Genomic DNA, 13,709 nt, shown 5'->3' on the forward strand with positions numbered 1-13,709 from the left:
GACGCAGCCTCAGCCGACGCAACGGGCGCCGGCACAGCACCCGGGACCGGCGCGTCCACAGCCGAAACGGCGACGACCATCACGGGCTGCGCGGCCGTGGCCGCCCGCATGCCCGCAAGCGCCTCCTCCCTCCGCCGCAACAACTCAGCACGACGCCGCTCAAGCGCGCCGAGCGCGTCCGAGACCTCCCGATAGTCATCGGCAGCGGCACCGCGCAACAGCAGCCGACACCCGGGACAGACCTCCACCGGGGCGGACAGGACGGCACCACAACCAGGACAGTGCGGCCAATCCATACGTGAACCTCATGAAAGATCGACGATGCCCACGACCCTGCCGCACAATCCACGGATTTGTCTGGAAAACACGCAATCCGCATCCCACCGCCCCCGGAGGGAGCCGGGGTGAACTCCGACGCGCGCCGCTCGGGAAAGAGGGCGTCGGAAGCACACCCCGGCAGTCCGCCCCCGCCTCTACCCAGAAATCACGATGGTGTCCGCCGAAGCCTGATCCGGCTCCTCCTCCATCCGCCGCCGCCTCACCGCCGGCAGCCCCAGCACAACCCAGACCAGCACCGCACCACCACCAGCAGCCAGAAGCAGCGTGTACGCGGGCACCCCACCCCCGCCACCCTCCCGAGCCGCCGGAGAGACCGCGACCGAGGACGACCCTGCAGCGGACACGCCGGACGACGCCGGCACGGACGGACCGGGCGAGGCCGGCAAGGCAGGCGCGAGCGAGCCAGGCGCGAGCGACGCGGGCGCGGACGCAGCGGACGCGGACGCAGCGGACGCGGACGAGCCCGGAGAGGCGCCCGCCACCGGAACGTCACCGGCAGCGAACCCGGGCGGCCGCACCTGGCCCCAGTATTCGTGACCACCCTGCGCGATCGCCTCCTCCAGCTCGGGCGCCAGGGGTTCGAGCCGCAAGCCTCCGGGCACGGTGAGCGTCCCGATCTCGTACGGCTGGAACGGCCCCTGAACGCCCTCCACCTTCCACACGCCCTTGGGCACCACCACGGACGCCAGATAATGCGCCGCCTCCGGCAACGCCGTCCCCGAGAACTGCAGGCTCCGGCCGTCCTCCCCGGTGAGCCGGAGCCCGACGGGCCACATCTTCCCCTCGAAGGGATGCGTGCCGTGCTGCAGCACCCAGAACCCCAGCGCGTACGACTCCCCCGCCTCGAACCGGGACGGCACGGGATCCAGGTACGTCACCGCCCACCCGCCGGCCGCCCCGGCCGGGCCTCCCCCCGCCACCAGCGCCATCGCCGCGACGAGCACGGCCAGCACCTTCTTCATGGGACCACCTCCGGAGTGGATACACCGGAGGCCGGCCCGAGGTTCCGGCACCGGACCGACGATCGGGTATGAGCCCGAGGTTCCGGCACCGGACCGACGATCGAGTGCGAGGCCGAGGTTCCCGCACCGGAGGAGCCGGCGTGAGGGCCCAGCTCGGGCTGAGGGGCGGTGTGAGGATCGCTTTTCGACAAAGGTGTGCGACATTTCCCGAAGCGGCGCGCACAATGGAGGGCAAGGGCGAGAATTCGGCGAGGAGCGAGGAGGCTTGCGCCGTTGTCCGCCGCCGGTCGCGAATATCTGACCGCCATGCTCGACGTGCTCGTCTACGAGAACGTATTGGTCGCGTGGCGGCGAATGCCGCTGGGCGGGTACATGGTCGTCTCGCATGAGGGCGAGGAGATCAGGATGACCGCGCAACAGGCGGAGATGTGGGCACGGGGGGCCTTCGCCGTCTACCTCGCCCTGGTGGATCAGCGCCGCATCAACCCCCGGATCCCCGGCGACCCGGCCCCGAATTAGGCGACATATCCGAAGGCGGTGCTTATTTCTGGATTTGTCGCCGTCTAACCGTGCAATATACGGCTAGTTACGGGCGAGGTTTCCCGCCTCGATGCCCGAAAGGCGCCATCTGGGCCAAGGCGGCGGTCGATCCTCCGATCCGCCGCCGACCCCGCTCCCCGTTTCGGGGCCGCTCAGAACTCAGGCGCGCTCAGGCCCGGCCCCGGACCAAGGCCCAAGCGCGACGATTCAGGAAGCCTTGTTGTTCATGAACTGCGAGATCTTCCACTCATCGCCGTCCTTGGTGAGCACGAACAGCTCCCGATAGTTGTCGTTCCCCTGCTTACTCGTAGACCGGACGATCGCATCCGCGTCCCCCGCCGTACGCGACTCGTCGATGGTGTGCGTGGCCTGCTTCATGCCGTTGCCCTGGAGCTGCTTCTCGAACAGCGTGCGGATGGCCTGGCTGCCCTCGGCAGTGGCCTGGCCGTTGACGGCCGCCACCGCGTCGTCGGAGAAGGAGTTGACGACCTGGTCGACGTTGCCCGACTTGACCGCGTTGAAGAAGCCCTGGACGGCCGACTGTGCCTGGCCGCCACCGCCGGCGGTGTCCGTCGGGGAGGCTTCGGCCGTGTCCGTGGCCTCGGGGGACTCTTCCGGCGACATGGAGTCCATGTCGGTGGGCGTGCCCGGGCTGGCCGCGCCCTTCATCGCCTGGGTGTTGTTCCCCGCGGAGCAGCCCCCGACCAGGAGGGCGGGCACGATCGCGGCCAGCAGGAGTGCCCTGCGCTGAGAAATCTTGCTCATGGCCGCTTTGATGCCCCGGCGGATCGGCGGCGAATGCGCGGTTTAGGCACTTCGCACGGCCCCTTTACCTGGTTCGGGTATTACTCACGGTAACTCTTCACGCTCATGGGCGAGACCGGTCAGAGCCGCGATCGTTGCCGCCCCGATACCAGCGCGCCCGATACCGCCTATAGCGTCCATTCAGTGCCGCACATCAAGGCGAACCCTTCCCCCCTTCCGCAGCGTGAGGACGCCGAGCGCTGTGACAGCCTCGACTCCGGACGGCGCTGCGTCCTCCCAGCGGCCCACCACGGCGCACACGTCTACCCACCCACCGAGGTGGGCACCGTCGCCTGACCGGCCCCGCCCCATCGAGCCGGCCGCCGCCTGACCGGCCCCACCGCCCACCGAGGCGACCGCCGCCTGATCGGAAAGCCAGCAGGGACCGCACCCAGGCCGACGGCCCGGGCCGGTCCCACCGCACAAGGAAGCCCTAGACGCCGACCTCCACCCGCTGTTCGAGGCTGACCTCCACGAGCCCGCCATTCCCCACCCGCACCCCGTACACCGGCACCGACAACGTCTCGTCGTCCAGGCACCGCCCGCTCACCAGCGAATACACCTGCTTGTGCAACGGCGAGGCCACCGTCGGCTCCCCCTTCCTGGTGCCGACGATGCCGCGCGAGAGCACGTAAGCCTCGCTGTACGGATCGAAGTTCGACAACGCGTGCAGCTCACCGTCGTAGGTCATGAAGACGGCCACCTGAACGCCGTCCACCAGCGCGCAGACACCGCTCTCCGGCCGCAGGGCCTCGACGGAGCAGATCGTGGTCCAGCTCATCGGGCCATCACCGGCTTGATCTGGCCGCGCTCGCTGGCGAAGACGATCGACGGGTCGGGCACCCCGGGGGCGTTGACGAAGCTCACGAACCGGCTCAGCTTCTCCGGGTCGTCCAGCGTGGCGGCCCACTCGTCGGCGTACGTGGCGATGTGCCGCTCCATCTGCGCGTCCAGGTCGGCGCAGATGCCCAGCGTGTCTTCCATGATCACCTCACGGAGGTAGTCGAGCCCGCCGTCGAGCGACTCGAGCCAGGTGGACGTGCGTTGCAGCCTGTCGGCCGTGCGGATGTAGAACATCAGGAACCGGTCGATGGTCCTGATCAGCTCGTCGGTGCTCAGGTCGTTGGCCAGCAGGTCGGCGTGGCGCGGCTTGAAGCCGCCGTTGCCGCCGACGTACAGGTTCCAGCCCTGCTCGGTGGCGATGATGCCGAAGTCCTTGGAACGGGCCTCGGCACACTCGCGGGCGCAGCCGGAGACGGCCGACTTGAGCTTGTGCGGCGAGCGCAGGCCCCGGTAGCGCAGCTCCAGCGCGATGGCCATGCCCACCGAGTCCTGCACGCCGTAGCGGCACCAGGTGGAGCCCACGCACGACTTCACCGTGCGCAGCGCCTTGCCGTACGCGTGGCCCGACTCGAACCCGGCGTCCACCAGCCGCCGCCAGATGGCCGGGAGCTGGTCGACGGTGGCGCCGAACAGGTCGATGCGCTGACCGCCGGTGATCTTGGTGTAGAGGCCGAAGTCGCGGGCCACCTCACCGATCACGATCAGCTTCTCGGGCGTGATCTCGCCGCCGGGGATGCGCGGGACGACCGAGTACGTGCCGTTCTTCTGCATGTTGGCCAGGAACTTGTCGTTGGTGTCCTGAAGGGTGGCCCGCTCGCCCTCCAGCACGTGCCCGTTGTGCAGCGAGGCCAGGATCGAGGCCACGGCCGGCTTGCAGATGTCGCAGCCCCGTCCGGTGCCGTGCTGGGTGATGAGCTCGGAGAACGTCGTGATGCCGCGCACCCGTACGATGTCGAACAGCTCGGCCCGCGAGTACGTGAAGTGCTCGCACAGAGCCTTGCTGACCTCGACGCCCGACTTCTCCAGCAGCTGCTTGAGCATCGGCACGCAGCTCCCGCAGGTCGTGCCGGCCCGGGTGCACGCCTTCAGGCCGGGCACGTCGGTCACGCCCTTGTCGGCGATGGCCGTGCGGACGTCGCCCGCGCACACGTTGTTGCAGGAGCACACCTGCGCCTCGTCCGGCAGGTCGAGCTGCGCCCCCGCCCCGCTGAAGAGCAGGTCGGACGGCGAGGCGGGCAGCTCCTTGCCCACGAAAGGCCGCAGCTGCGTGTACGGCGAGGCGTCGCCCACGCAGATGCCGCCGAGCAGCGTCCGCGCGTCGTCGCTGATGAACAGCTTCTTGTAGACGCCGCCCACCGGGTCCATGTAGGTGACGTCCAGCGCGCCCTCCATGGCGCCGAACTGGGCCACCTCCACGCCCAGCAGCTTGAGCTTGGTGGACAGGTCGGCGCCCTCGAACGCCGAGGAGCCGCCCATGATCCGGTCGGCCGCCACCTCGGCCATCGTGTTGCACGGCCCGACCAGCCCGTACACCATGCCGCCCGCCAGCGCGCACTCGCCGATCGCGTAGATGGCGGGGTCGGAGGTCAGCATGCCCTCGTCCACCACGATGCCGCCCCGCGCGCCGACCTCCAGCCCGGCCGACCTGGCCAGCTCGTCCCGCGGCCTGATGCCCGCCGAGAAGACCACGACCTGGGCGTCCAGCACGGTCCCGTCGGGCTTGCGCAGCCCGGTGACCTGGCCGGAGCCGTCGGTCACGATCTCCTGGACGCCCGCGCCGGCGTGCACGCCCAGCCCGAGCCCCTCGATGTGCGACTTCAGCACCGAGCCGCCGCCCTCGTCCACCTGGCGCGGCATCAGCCAGGGGCTCATCTCGACGATGTGCGCCCTGAGCCCGAGCGCCCGCAGCGCGTCGGCCGCCTCCAGGCCGAGCAGGCCGCCGCCGACCACGACGCCCTCCACGGCGTCCTTGGCGGCCACCCTGATCGCGTCGAGGTCCTCGATCGTGCGGTAGACGTAGGCGTGCTCGGCGCCGGGCACCGGCGGCACGAAGGGCGCGGAGCCGGTGGCCAGCACGAGCACGTCGTAGGGCTCGGTGCCGCCGTCGGCCAGCGTGACCGTCCTCGCCTCGCGGTCGATGCCGGTGACGCGGGTGTTCAGCCTGGTCACGATCCCGGCGGGGACCTCGTAGGTGAGGTCCTCGGCGCTGGTGCCGGACAGGTACGAGGTCAGGTGCACCCGGTCGTAGGCCGGGCGCGGCTCCTCACCGATCACGGTGACGGTGCCGCCGAAGCCCTTGCTCGTGAGGGTCTCGACGAGCCGGTGGGCCGTCGGGCCGTACCCTACGACGACGATCCTGTTCATACGGAAACCCCTTCTTGCTCGCACAGCCAGCCGACGATGCCCTCCACGGCGTCGCGGCAGGTACCGCATCCGGTCGTGGCCCTGGTGGCGCTCGCCACCGCGGCCACGTCCCTGGCCCCGGCCTCCCAGCACGCCCTGATCTGGCCCTTGGTCACGTTGTTGCACTGGCAGACCTTGGCCGCGTCCGGCATCAGCGTCGGGCTGTCGGCCACGGGGGCCGAGGCCAGCCCGGGGAAGAGCAGCCCGGCCCGGTCGCCGGGCACCGGCCCGCCGCGGTCGAAGAGCTGGGTGAGCGTGCCGACGGCGTCGCTCTCGCCCAGCACGATCGCGCCGATCAGGCGGCCGTCCTGGATGACGAGCTTGCGGTAGGTGCCGCGGGCCCGGTGGCTGAAGCGCACGACCTCGGCGTGCTCCTCGCCGAGCTGGGTCTCGCCCATGGCGGCCAGCTCGACGCTCTTGGCCTTGAGCCGGGTGACCAGGCGGGAGCCGTGGTAGAGGGCCTTGCCGCCGGTGATGACGTCGGCGGCCACGGTGGCCTGCTCCCAGGCGGGGGCGACCAGGCCGTAGACGGTGCCGTCGTGCTCGGCGCACTCGCCGATGGCGAAGATGGACGGGTCGTCGGTACGCAGCTCGTCGTCCACGACGACGCCGCGCCGCACCTCCAGCCCGGCCTCGGCGGCCAGGCCGGTGACGGGGCGCACGCCGCAGGCCAGGATGACCAGGTCGGCCTCGACCAGTTCGCCGTCGTCGAGGCGGACGCCGTGCTCCTCGACGCCGGAGGCGGAGACGCCGGTGCGGATCTCGACGCCGAGCCCGTTCAGCGTCTCACCCAGGACGAGACCGGCCTCGACGTCGAGCTGGCGCTCCATGAGGTGGCCCGCCAGGTGCAGCAGGGTGACCGGGAGGCCGCGCCCGGCCAGGCCGCGGGCGGCCTCGATGCCGAGCAGGCCGCCGCCGATGACGACGGCCTTGCGGGCGCTCGCGGCCGACTCGATGATCCGCTCGCAGTCGTCGAGGGTGCGGAACGGGATGGCCCGCTCGACGCCGGGGATCGGCGGCACGATGGCGTCGCTGCCGGTGGCCAGCACCAGCAGGTCGTACGGCTCGCGCCGGCCGTCCTCGGTGACGACGTGCCGGGTGTCCCTGTCGAGGTGCGCGACCGCGCTGCCGAAGGCGGCCTCCACGTCGTGCGCGTCGTACCAGGAGGGGTCGAGCAGCCGCACCTGTTCGGGACGGGAGCTGCCGGCCAGCACGTTCGACAGCAGCACCCGGTTGTACGGCTGGCGCGACTCCGCGCCGAACACCGTGATCTTCATGTGCGGGTCACGGGCGCGCACCTCGCTGACCAGCCGCGATCCGGCCATCCCGTTGCCCACGACGACGAGCCTCATGAGTCCCTCTCCACCCTGACAGCGCAGACCTTGAACTCCGGCATCCTCGACGTCGGGTCGAGTGCCGGGTTGGTGAGCCGGTTGGCGCCCTCCCAGTGGAAGGGCATGAACACGGTGTCGCGCCTGATCGCGTCGCTGATCCTGGCCACGGCCTTGCTCTGGCCTCTTCTGCTGCTGACGCGCACGATGTCCCCGGCGGTGATGCCGAGCTGCTCGGCCAGGTCCGGGTGCAGCTCGACGAACGGCTCGGGGGCGGCCTGGACGAGCGGCGCGATCCTGCGGGTCTGCGCGCCGCTCTGGTAGTGGGCGAGCACCCGGCCGGTGCTCAGGTAGACGGGGTAGTCCTCGTCGGGCTCCTCGGCGGCGGGCCGGTGCTGGACGGGCACGAACCTGGCGCGGCCGTCGGGGTGGGCGAACCGGTCGAGGAACGGGCGGGGTGTGCCTGGGTGCTCGGCGGAAGGGCCCAGATCAGGGCAGGGCCAGAACACGCCGGTCTCGTTCGCGATGCGGTCGTAGGTGATGCCGGAGTAGTCGGCGGGCCCGCCGGCGCTGGCGCGGCGCAGCTCGTCGAAGACCTTGACCGGCTCGGTCTCGAAGGTGTGGCCGAGGCGCGCGGCCAGCCCGGCCAGGACGTCGAGGTCGCTCCTGACGCCTTCGGGCGGCGTGGTGGCCTGGCGGCGGAGCAGGACGCGGCCTTCGAGGTTCGTCATGGTGCCGCTCTCCTCGGCCCACTGGGTGACGGGGAAGACCACGTCGGCCAGGGCGGCGGTCTCGGACATGACGAAGTCGCAGGTGACGAGCAGGTCGAGGGCGCCGATGCGCTGGGCGACGTGCTCGGCGGCGGGCGCGGAGATGACGGGGTTGGAGCCGAACAGCAGCAGCGCCTTCGGCCCTTCGGGGGTCCCGAGCGCGTCCAGCAGCTCGTACGCCGACCGCCCCGGCCCGGGGATGTCCTCGGCCGGGATGCCCCAGACGGCAGCCAGGTGCTCGCGGGCCGCCGGGTCGTCGATCTTGCGGTAGCCGGGGAGCTGGTCGGCCTTCTGGCCGTGCTCCCTGCCGCCCTGGCCGTTGCCCTGCCCGGTCACGCAGCCGTACCCGGAGCCCTGCCTGCCGGGCAGGCCGAGCGCGAGGGCGAGGTTGATGAACGCGGTGACGGTGTCGGTGCCCTTGGCGTGCTGCTCGGCGCCGCGGCCGGTCAGGATGTACGCCTTGTCCACGGCCGCCAGGGCCCTGACGGCCTGCCGCATGTGGTGGACGGGCACCCCGGTGACGCGCTCGACCCGCTCGGGCCACCAGGCCGACAGCGAGGTGCGTACCTCGTCGAACCCGGTGGTCCTGGCGGCCACGTACTCCTCGTCGACCAGCTCGTCGGCGATGGCCAGGTGCAGCAGCCCGAGCGCGAGCGCCAGGTCGGTGCCGGGCGTGGGCTGCAGGTGCAGCCAGGCCAGCTTGGCGGTCTGGGTACGCCGCGGGTCGATGACGATCAGGCGGGGCCCGTCCAGGTGGCGGACGAACGGGGGCATGGTCTCGGCGACGTTGCCGCCCGCGATCAGCACGACGTCGGCGTCGTCCAGGTCGGTGATCGGGAAGGGCATGCCCCGGTCCAGGCCGAACGCCTTGATGGAGGCGGCGGCGGCCGAGGACATGCAGAAGCGGCCGTTGTAGTCGATCTGGCTGGTGCCGAGGGCGACGCGGGCGAACTTGCCGAGCGTGTACGCCTTCTCGTTGGTCAGCCCACCCCCGCCGAACACGGCCACGGCGTCGGGGCCGTGCTCGGCGCGGATGGCGGACAGCCGGTAGGCCACGTAGTCCAGCGCGACGTCCCACTCCACGGGCTCGCCGTGCAGGAGGGGGGTGGTCAGGCGCTCGCCGTTGGTGAGCAGCTCGCCCGCCGTCCACCCCTTCTGGCACAGCGCGCCCGAGGCGTTGGCCGGGATGTCGGTCCTGGGGGTGATGGCCAGCCCGGGGCCGATCTCCATGCCGCACTGCAGGGCGCAGTACGGGCAGTGGGTCTTGGCGGGCACGTCAGATCCGGGCATAGGAGAGACTCGCGATCACCTTGACGCCGACCGTCCTGGTGTAGCACCACCAGGTCAGGGCCAGGCAGGCGACGTAGAAGACGCCGAAGGCGAGGAAGGCGGGGGCCGGGGTGCCGGCGGCGGCGAACGCCATGCCGAACGCCCGGTTGATGAGGAAGCCGCCGAGCGCGCCCACCGCCGAGATGATGCCGATGGCGGCGGAGGCCTGGCGCTTGCCGTGCAGCAGGGTCTCCTCGGTCTCGTCGCCGCGCTCGGCGATGGCCTTGGCCTGGAAGATGGCCGGGATCATCCGGTAGGTGGAGCCGTTGCCGATGCCGGCGGTGAGGAAGAGGAGCTGGAAGGACAGGAAGAACATCCAGAAGTTGCCGGAGGTGCTGGCCCACCAGACGAGCAGGACGCCGCCGCCCATGGCGGCGAAGTTCCACAGCGTGACGGGGGCGCCGCCGAGCCTGTCGGCCAGCCAGCCGCCGACGGGCCTGATCAGCGAGCCGACCAGCGGCCCGGCGAAGGCGACCGCGGCGTACGGAGCGTCGGGGAAGAGGCTCTGGCTCAGCAGGGGGAAGGCGGTGGAGTAGCCGATGAACGAGCCGAACGTGCCGATGTAGAGGAAGGACATGATCCAGGTCTGCGCCTTGCCGGCCACCGCGAGCTGCTGGCGGGGGTTGGCCTTGGCGCTGGTCAGGTTGTCCATGAAGAAGAAGGCGCAGGCGGCGGCCACGACGATGAACGGGATCCAGAACCAGCCGGCCGCGGCCAGCCCGAGCGAGCCGATCACCAGCGGCATGACGAGCTGGACGGAGCTGACGCCGATGTTGCCGCCCGCGGCGTTCAGGCCGAGCGCGACGCCCTGCTTGCTGCGCGGGTAGAAGTAGGTGATGTTGGCCATGCTGGAGGCGAAGTTGCCGCCGCCGAAGCCGGCCAGCGCCGCGATGACCAGGAAGAGCCAGTACGGCGTCTGCGGGTTGTTCACCGCCACGCCGAGCAGCACCGCCGGGATGAGCAGCAACAGGGCGCTCAGCACGGTGAAGTTGCGCCCGCCGAACTTGGCGGGCCCGAAGGTGTAGGGCACCCGCAGCACCGAGCCGATCAGGTTCGGCAGGGCGACCAGCCAGAACAGCTCATCGGTGGTGAACTCGTACGACCCCATCTTCGTCGCCACGATGCTCCACAGCGTCCACACCGTGAAGCCGAGGTGCTCGGCGACGATCGAGAAGATCAGGTTGCGGCGGGCGACCCGCTTGCCTGAACTCTCCCAGAATGCTGGGTCATCGGGATGCCACTCGGCGATCCAGCGCGCCATCGACCTCTCCTACGTTCGGCGTCCGGGGATCTCCAAGGTAGGAAGGGCTCGTTACGCACTCTGACCCTGCGTGGCTGTGCGCCGGTTACGTGTGATTCACCTCGGTAACAAGCCGCGCACAAGCGTCACCGCGGAAACACGCCCGTAATGATCGGTTACCTGCCCTGCCCTGGGGTAACTGCACATGAGCAAGGGGGGAAACATGATCAAAAAGCTGCATGACATGGGCATCAAGTCCGGTCACATGTACACCGCTGGGCTCTGCTCGATCGGCCTGGCCTTCGGAAGCTGGCTGCTGTCCACCAAGGCCGAGGCGGCAGGGCTGGACCGGGCCGACCGCTGGGGCATCTTCATCGGGGAGTGGGCGCCCACATTCTTCGCCGTGGGTGTGGCACTGCGGATGGAGGAGACCCACCGCGATCTCGATGAGTCGTCAGTGGGGATGTTCGAGCAGGAGAGCACCCGGTCCCGCTCGCACGCCGGCGTTTAACCGGAGATGTCACGCAGGTCACGTCACCGTACGTGACCTGCGTGACGCGTGCGCGGCTCAGTCGCGCCGGGCGGCCAGGCGGGCGAGCGGCTCGTCGGTGAGCCGGTAGCGGTACCACTCGTCCTGGTTGACCGCGCCGAGCTTCTCATAGAAGTCGATGCTCGGCCGGTTCCAGTCGAGGACCGCCCATTCGAGGCGCTGGTAGCCGCGCTCGGCGCAGATCTCCGCCAGCTTGCGCATCAGGCTGACGCCGTGGCCGCCGCCGCGGTGCTGCGGGCGGACGTACAGGTCCTCCATGTAGATGCCGTGCGTGCCGCGCCAGGTGGAGTAGGTGAGGAACCAGAGCGTGAAGCCCACCACCGCGCCGTCCTGCTCGGCGATGTGCGCGAAGGCGGCGGGGTGGTCGCGGAAGAGGGTGTCGTGGAGCTGCTCCTCGGTCACGCGCACCTCGTGGGCGGCCTTCTCGTACGTGGCGAGCTCGCGGATCATGCTGACGATCTCGGGCACGTCAGCGGGGGTGGCAGGACGAATCATGGCATTGAGGCTACGCGTGGTCGAACCCCGCTCCGTACCCATACGCGCTTTGCCTAGAACGGTATTCGGACCGGCGTGGGGACGCTCATTCCGGATGACCGACAGGGGAGCGGGAATCGTGAGCGTTGCACAAGGGCTGGGCGCGGGCCCGCCGTCATGCCCGGACCTCGAGGCGGCCCTCGTCCGCGGCGAGCGCGCGCTGTTCGAGGAGGGCGACTTGCAGCGCGCCAGGCGCTGGTTCGACACGGCCTACTCACAGGCGGAGGCGTGCGGCGATCGGGCCGGCCTCGCACAGGCGGCGCTGGGGCTGGGCGGGATCTGGGTGCACGAGCACCGCACGGCGGTCGAGTGGGAGAAGGTACGAGTCCGCCAGCGGCACGCCCTGTCCCAGGTGGACCCCGGCTCCGCGCTCGCGCTGCGGCTGCGGCTGCGCATCCAGGGCGAAGAGGACTACCGCGCCGGCACCCACGAGGGCATCCTGCGGCTGCTGGACCTGGCCAGGCGCTCGGGCGACCCGCTGGCGCTGGCGGAGGCGCTGAGCCTGGCGCACCACTGCGTGCTCGGTCCCGAGCACGGGGCGCTGCGGATGGAGCTGGCCGGCGAGCTGATCGGCCAGGCGGCGGTGACCGGCCGCCGGAGCGACCTGATCATGGGCCTGATGTGGCGCACGGTGGACCTCTACCTGGCCGCCGACCCGCACGCGGAGCGCTGCATGCAGGAGCTGCGCACCCTCCTGGACGCTCACCCGCACCTCGCGATCGACTTCGTGGCCCGCGCGATCGAGGTCATGCTGGCCATCCGCGCGGGCCGGCTCGACGAGGCCGAGCGCAGGGCCGCCGCGTGCTTCGAGCGGGGCGTGGCGGCCGGCGACGTCGACGCGATCGGCTGGTACGGCGGCCAGCTCGGCGCCATCCGCTGGTACCAGGGCCGCGCCCCCGAGCTGCTGCCGGCCCTGGCCGACCTGGTCAACTCCCCCACGCTCAGCCCCATCGACAACTCCTACGTGGCGGCCCTGGCGCTGGCCGCGGCCGTCGCGGGGGACCGACGGCTGGCGGCCGGGCACCTGGCCCGGTTACGCGGCCGGGACCTGGCGGAGCTGCCCAGCTCCAGCTCCTGGATGATCGCGATGTACTGCCTGGTGGAGGCCGCGCACCTGCTGCAGGACGCCGACACCGCCGCCGGCGCGTACGCGTTGCTGAGCCCGTACGCGCACCTGCCGGTGATCGCCAGCCTCGGCGTGGCCTGCTTCGGCTCCGTGCGGCACCCGCTGGGCATGGCCGCGCTCACCACCGGCGACCTCGACCTGGCCATCGGGCACCTGCGCGCCGCCGTGCACGACAACCTGGCGCTGGGCCACTGGCCGGCCGCCACGCTGTCGCGCTGCCGGCTCGGCCAGGCGCTGGCGCTGCGCGACGGCCCCGCCGACGAGGCGGCCCGCGCGGAGCTGGCCACCGCCGCCCGCGACGCCGCGGACCTGGGCATGGTGCTGCCCGCCGTGGTCGGGCGGCCCCCGGAGGCGGACGGCGCGTGCCGCTTCCGCCGCGACGGGCGGCACTGGCACGTCGAGCTGAACGGCCGGGTGGCGCTGGTCGACCACAGCGTCGGCATGGCGCACCTGGCCATGCTGGCCGCCAACCCCGGCCACGAGATCCCGGCCGCGGACCTGGCGGCGGGCACCGGCCGGCGCGAGGGCCCGCGCGAGTCGGTGCAGCCGCTGCTGGACGACCTGGCCAGGGACTCCTACCGGCGGCGGCTGACCCGGCTGCAGGCCGAGATCGACGAGCACGAGTCGATGCACGACCTGGAACGGGCGGCGGCGCTGCGGATGGAACGCGAATGGCTGATCGCGGAGCTGGCCGCCGCGACCGGCATGAACGGCCGGGCCCGGCCGTTCGCGGGCAGCGAGGAGCGGGCCAGGATCGCGGTCGGCAAGGCGATCAGGCGGGCACTGGCCCGCATCTCGGCCGTGGACCGGACGATCGGCGACGAACTGCGCGCCACCGTGCACACCGGGGTGCGCTGCTCCTACCGCCCCCGATGACCCGCCCCTGATGACCCGCCCCGATGACGCTGGCACGGCGTGGAACGGGATGTCACGCCTCC

General features: G+C 71.2%; 11 protein-coding genes. 3 read left to right on the forward strand and 8 right to left on the reverse strand.

Annotated elements, in window-relative coordinates:
* Positions 1–473 precede the first annotated feature (473 nt).
* The gene (locus LCN96_RS42130) at positions 474–1,301 is read right to left on the reverse strand and encodes a hypothetical protein (RefSeq protein WP_225276288.1); all 828 of its coding nucleotides are present in this window, start codon (positions 1,299–1,301) and stop codon (positions 474–476) included.
* 273 nt (positions 1,302–1,574) lie between these two features.
* Between LCN96_RS42130 and LCN96_RS42135 the strand changes: the two genes are divergently transcribed.
* Positions 1,575–1,820 carry a hypothetical protein gene (locus LCN96_RS42135; RefSeq protein ID WP_225268004.1) on the forward strand — a complete coding sequence of 82 codons (246 nt, stop codon included), beginning with the start codon at positions 1,575–1,577 and terminating at the stop codon, positions 1,818–1,820.
* Positions 1,821–2,048: 228 nt separating this feature from the next.
* Here LCN96_RS42135 and LCN96_RS42140 read toward each other — a convergent pair whose 3' ends face one another.
* The 6 genes from LCN96_RS42140 to LCN96_RS42165 form a co-directional block, all read right to left on the reverse strand.
* Positions 2,049–2,606, reverse strand: coding sequence for a YybH family protein (locus LCN96_RS42140; protein WP_225268005.1), 558 nt, complete (start codon positions 2,604–2,606; stop codon positions 2,049–2,051).
* 472 nt (positions 2,607–3,078) lie between these two features.
* Entirely contained in the window at positions 3,079–3,426 is a 348-nt protein-coding gene (gene nirD, locus LCN96_RS42145; protein ID WP_225268006.1) for a nitrite reductase small subunit NirD, read from the reverse strand.
* Positions 3,423–5,852, reverse strand: coding sequence for a nitrite reductase large subunit NirB (nirB, locus tag LCN96_RS42150; RefSeq protein ID WP_225268007.1), 2,430 nt, complete (start codon positions 5,850–5,852; stop codon positions 3,423–3,425). The genes nirD and nirB overlap by 4 nt, the downstream gene beginning before the upstream one ends.
* Positions 5,849–7,243, reverse strand: coding sequence for an FAD-dependent oxidoreductase (locus LCN96_RS42155; protein ID WP_225268008.1), 1,395 nt, complete (start codon positions 7,241–7,243; stop codon positions 5,849–5,851). The genes nirB and LCN96_RS42155 overlap by 4 nt, the downstream gene beginning before the upstream one ends.
* Positions 7,240–9,282, reverse strand: a complete 2,043-nt coding sequence (locus tag LCN96_RS42160; RefSeq protein ID WP_225268009.1) for a molybdopterin oxidoreductase family protein — start codon at positions 9,280–9,282, stop codon at positions 7,240–7,242. The genes LCN96_RS42155 and LCN96_RS42160 overlap by 4 nt, the downstream gene beginning before the upstream one ends.
* Entirely contained in the window at positions 9,269–10,582 is a 1,314-nt protein-coding gene (locus LCN96_RS42165; RefSeq protein ID WP_225268010.1) for an MFS transporter, read from the reverse strand. Before LCN96_RS42165 ends, LCN96_RS42160 begins: the two co-directional genes overlap by 14 nt.
* 202 nt (positions 10,583–10,784) lie before the next feature.
* On the opposite strand from LCN96_RS42165, the gene LCN96_RS42170 reads away from it, so the two are divergent.
* The gene (locus tag LCN96_RS42170) at positions 10,785–11,072 is read left to right on the forward strand and encodes a hypothetical protein (protein ID WP_225268011.1); all 288 of its coding nucleotides are present in this window, start codon (positions 10,785–10,787) and stop codon (positions 11,070–11,072) included.
* A 57-nt stretch (positions 11,073–11,129) separates the two neighbouring features.
* On the opposite strand, the gene LCN96_RS42175 is transcribed toward LCN96_RS42170, so the two are convergent.
* Entirely contained in the window at positions 11,130–11,606 is a 477-nt protein-coding gene (locus LCN96_RS42175) for a GNAT family N-acetyltransferase (RefSeq protein ID WP_225268012.1), read from the reverse strand.
* Positions 11,607–11,724: 118 nt separating this feature from the next.
* Between LCN96_RS42175 and LCN96_RS42180 the strand changes: the two genes are divergently transcribed.
* Positions 11,725–13,647: a hypothetical protein gene (locus LCN96_RS42180; protein ID WP_225268013.1), complete on the forward strand. Its 1,923-nt coding sequence runs from the start codon at positions 11,725–11,727 to the stop codon at positions 13,645–13,647.
* The last annotated feature ends 62 nt before the right edge of the window (positions 13,648–13,709 follow it).

The sequence above is a fragment of the Nonomuraea gerenzanensis genome (genome assembly GCF_020215645.1).
In the GTDB taxonomy this organism is placed as follows: Bacteria; Actinomycetota; Actinomycetes; order Streptosporangiales; family Streptosporangiaceae; genus Nonomuraea; species Nonomuraea gerenzanensis.

Excerpts from the sequence above, each read along its gene's own strand:
- LCN96_RS42130 (WP_225276288.1), bottom strand. The coding sequence starts at position 1,301 with ATGAAGAAGGTGCTGGCCGTGCTCGTCGCGGCGATGGCGCTGGTGGCG.
- LCN96_RS42140 (WP_225268005.1), bottom strand. The coding sequence starts at position 2,606 with ATGAGCAAGATTTCTCAGCGCAGGGCACTCCTGCTGGCCGCGATCGTG.
- nirD (WP_225268006.1), bottom strand. The coding sequence starts at position 3,426 with ATGAGCTGGACCACGATCTGCTCCGTCGAGGCCCTGCGGCCGGAGAGC.
- nirB (WP_225268007.1), bottom strand. The coding sequence starts at position 5,852 with ATGAACAGGATCGTCGTCGTAGGGTACGGCCCGACGGCCCACCGGCTC.
- LCN96_RS42155 (WP_225268008.1), bottom strand. The coding sequence starts at position 7,243 with ATGAGGCTCGTCGTCGTGGGCAACGGGATGGCCGGATCGCGGCTGGTC.
- LCN96_RS42160 (WP_225268009.1), bottom strand. The coding sequence starts at position 9,282 with ATGCCCGGATCTGACGTGCCCGCCAAGACCCACTGCCCGTACTGCGCC.
- LCN96_RS42165 (WP_225268010.1), bottom strand. The coding sequence starts at position 10,582 with ATGGCGCGCTGGATCGCCGAGTGGCATCCCGATGACCCAGCATTCTGG.
- LCN96_RS42170 (WP_225268011.1), top strand. The coding sequence starts at position 10,785 with ATGATCAAAAAGCTGCATGACATGGGCATCAAGTCCGGTCACATGTAC.
- LCN96_RS42175 (WP_225268012.1), bottom strand. The coding sequence starts at position 11,606 with ATGATTCGTCCTGCCACCCCCGCTGACGTGCCCGAGATCGTCAGCATG.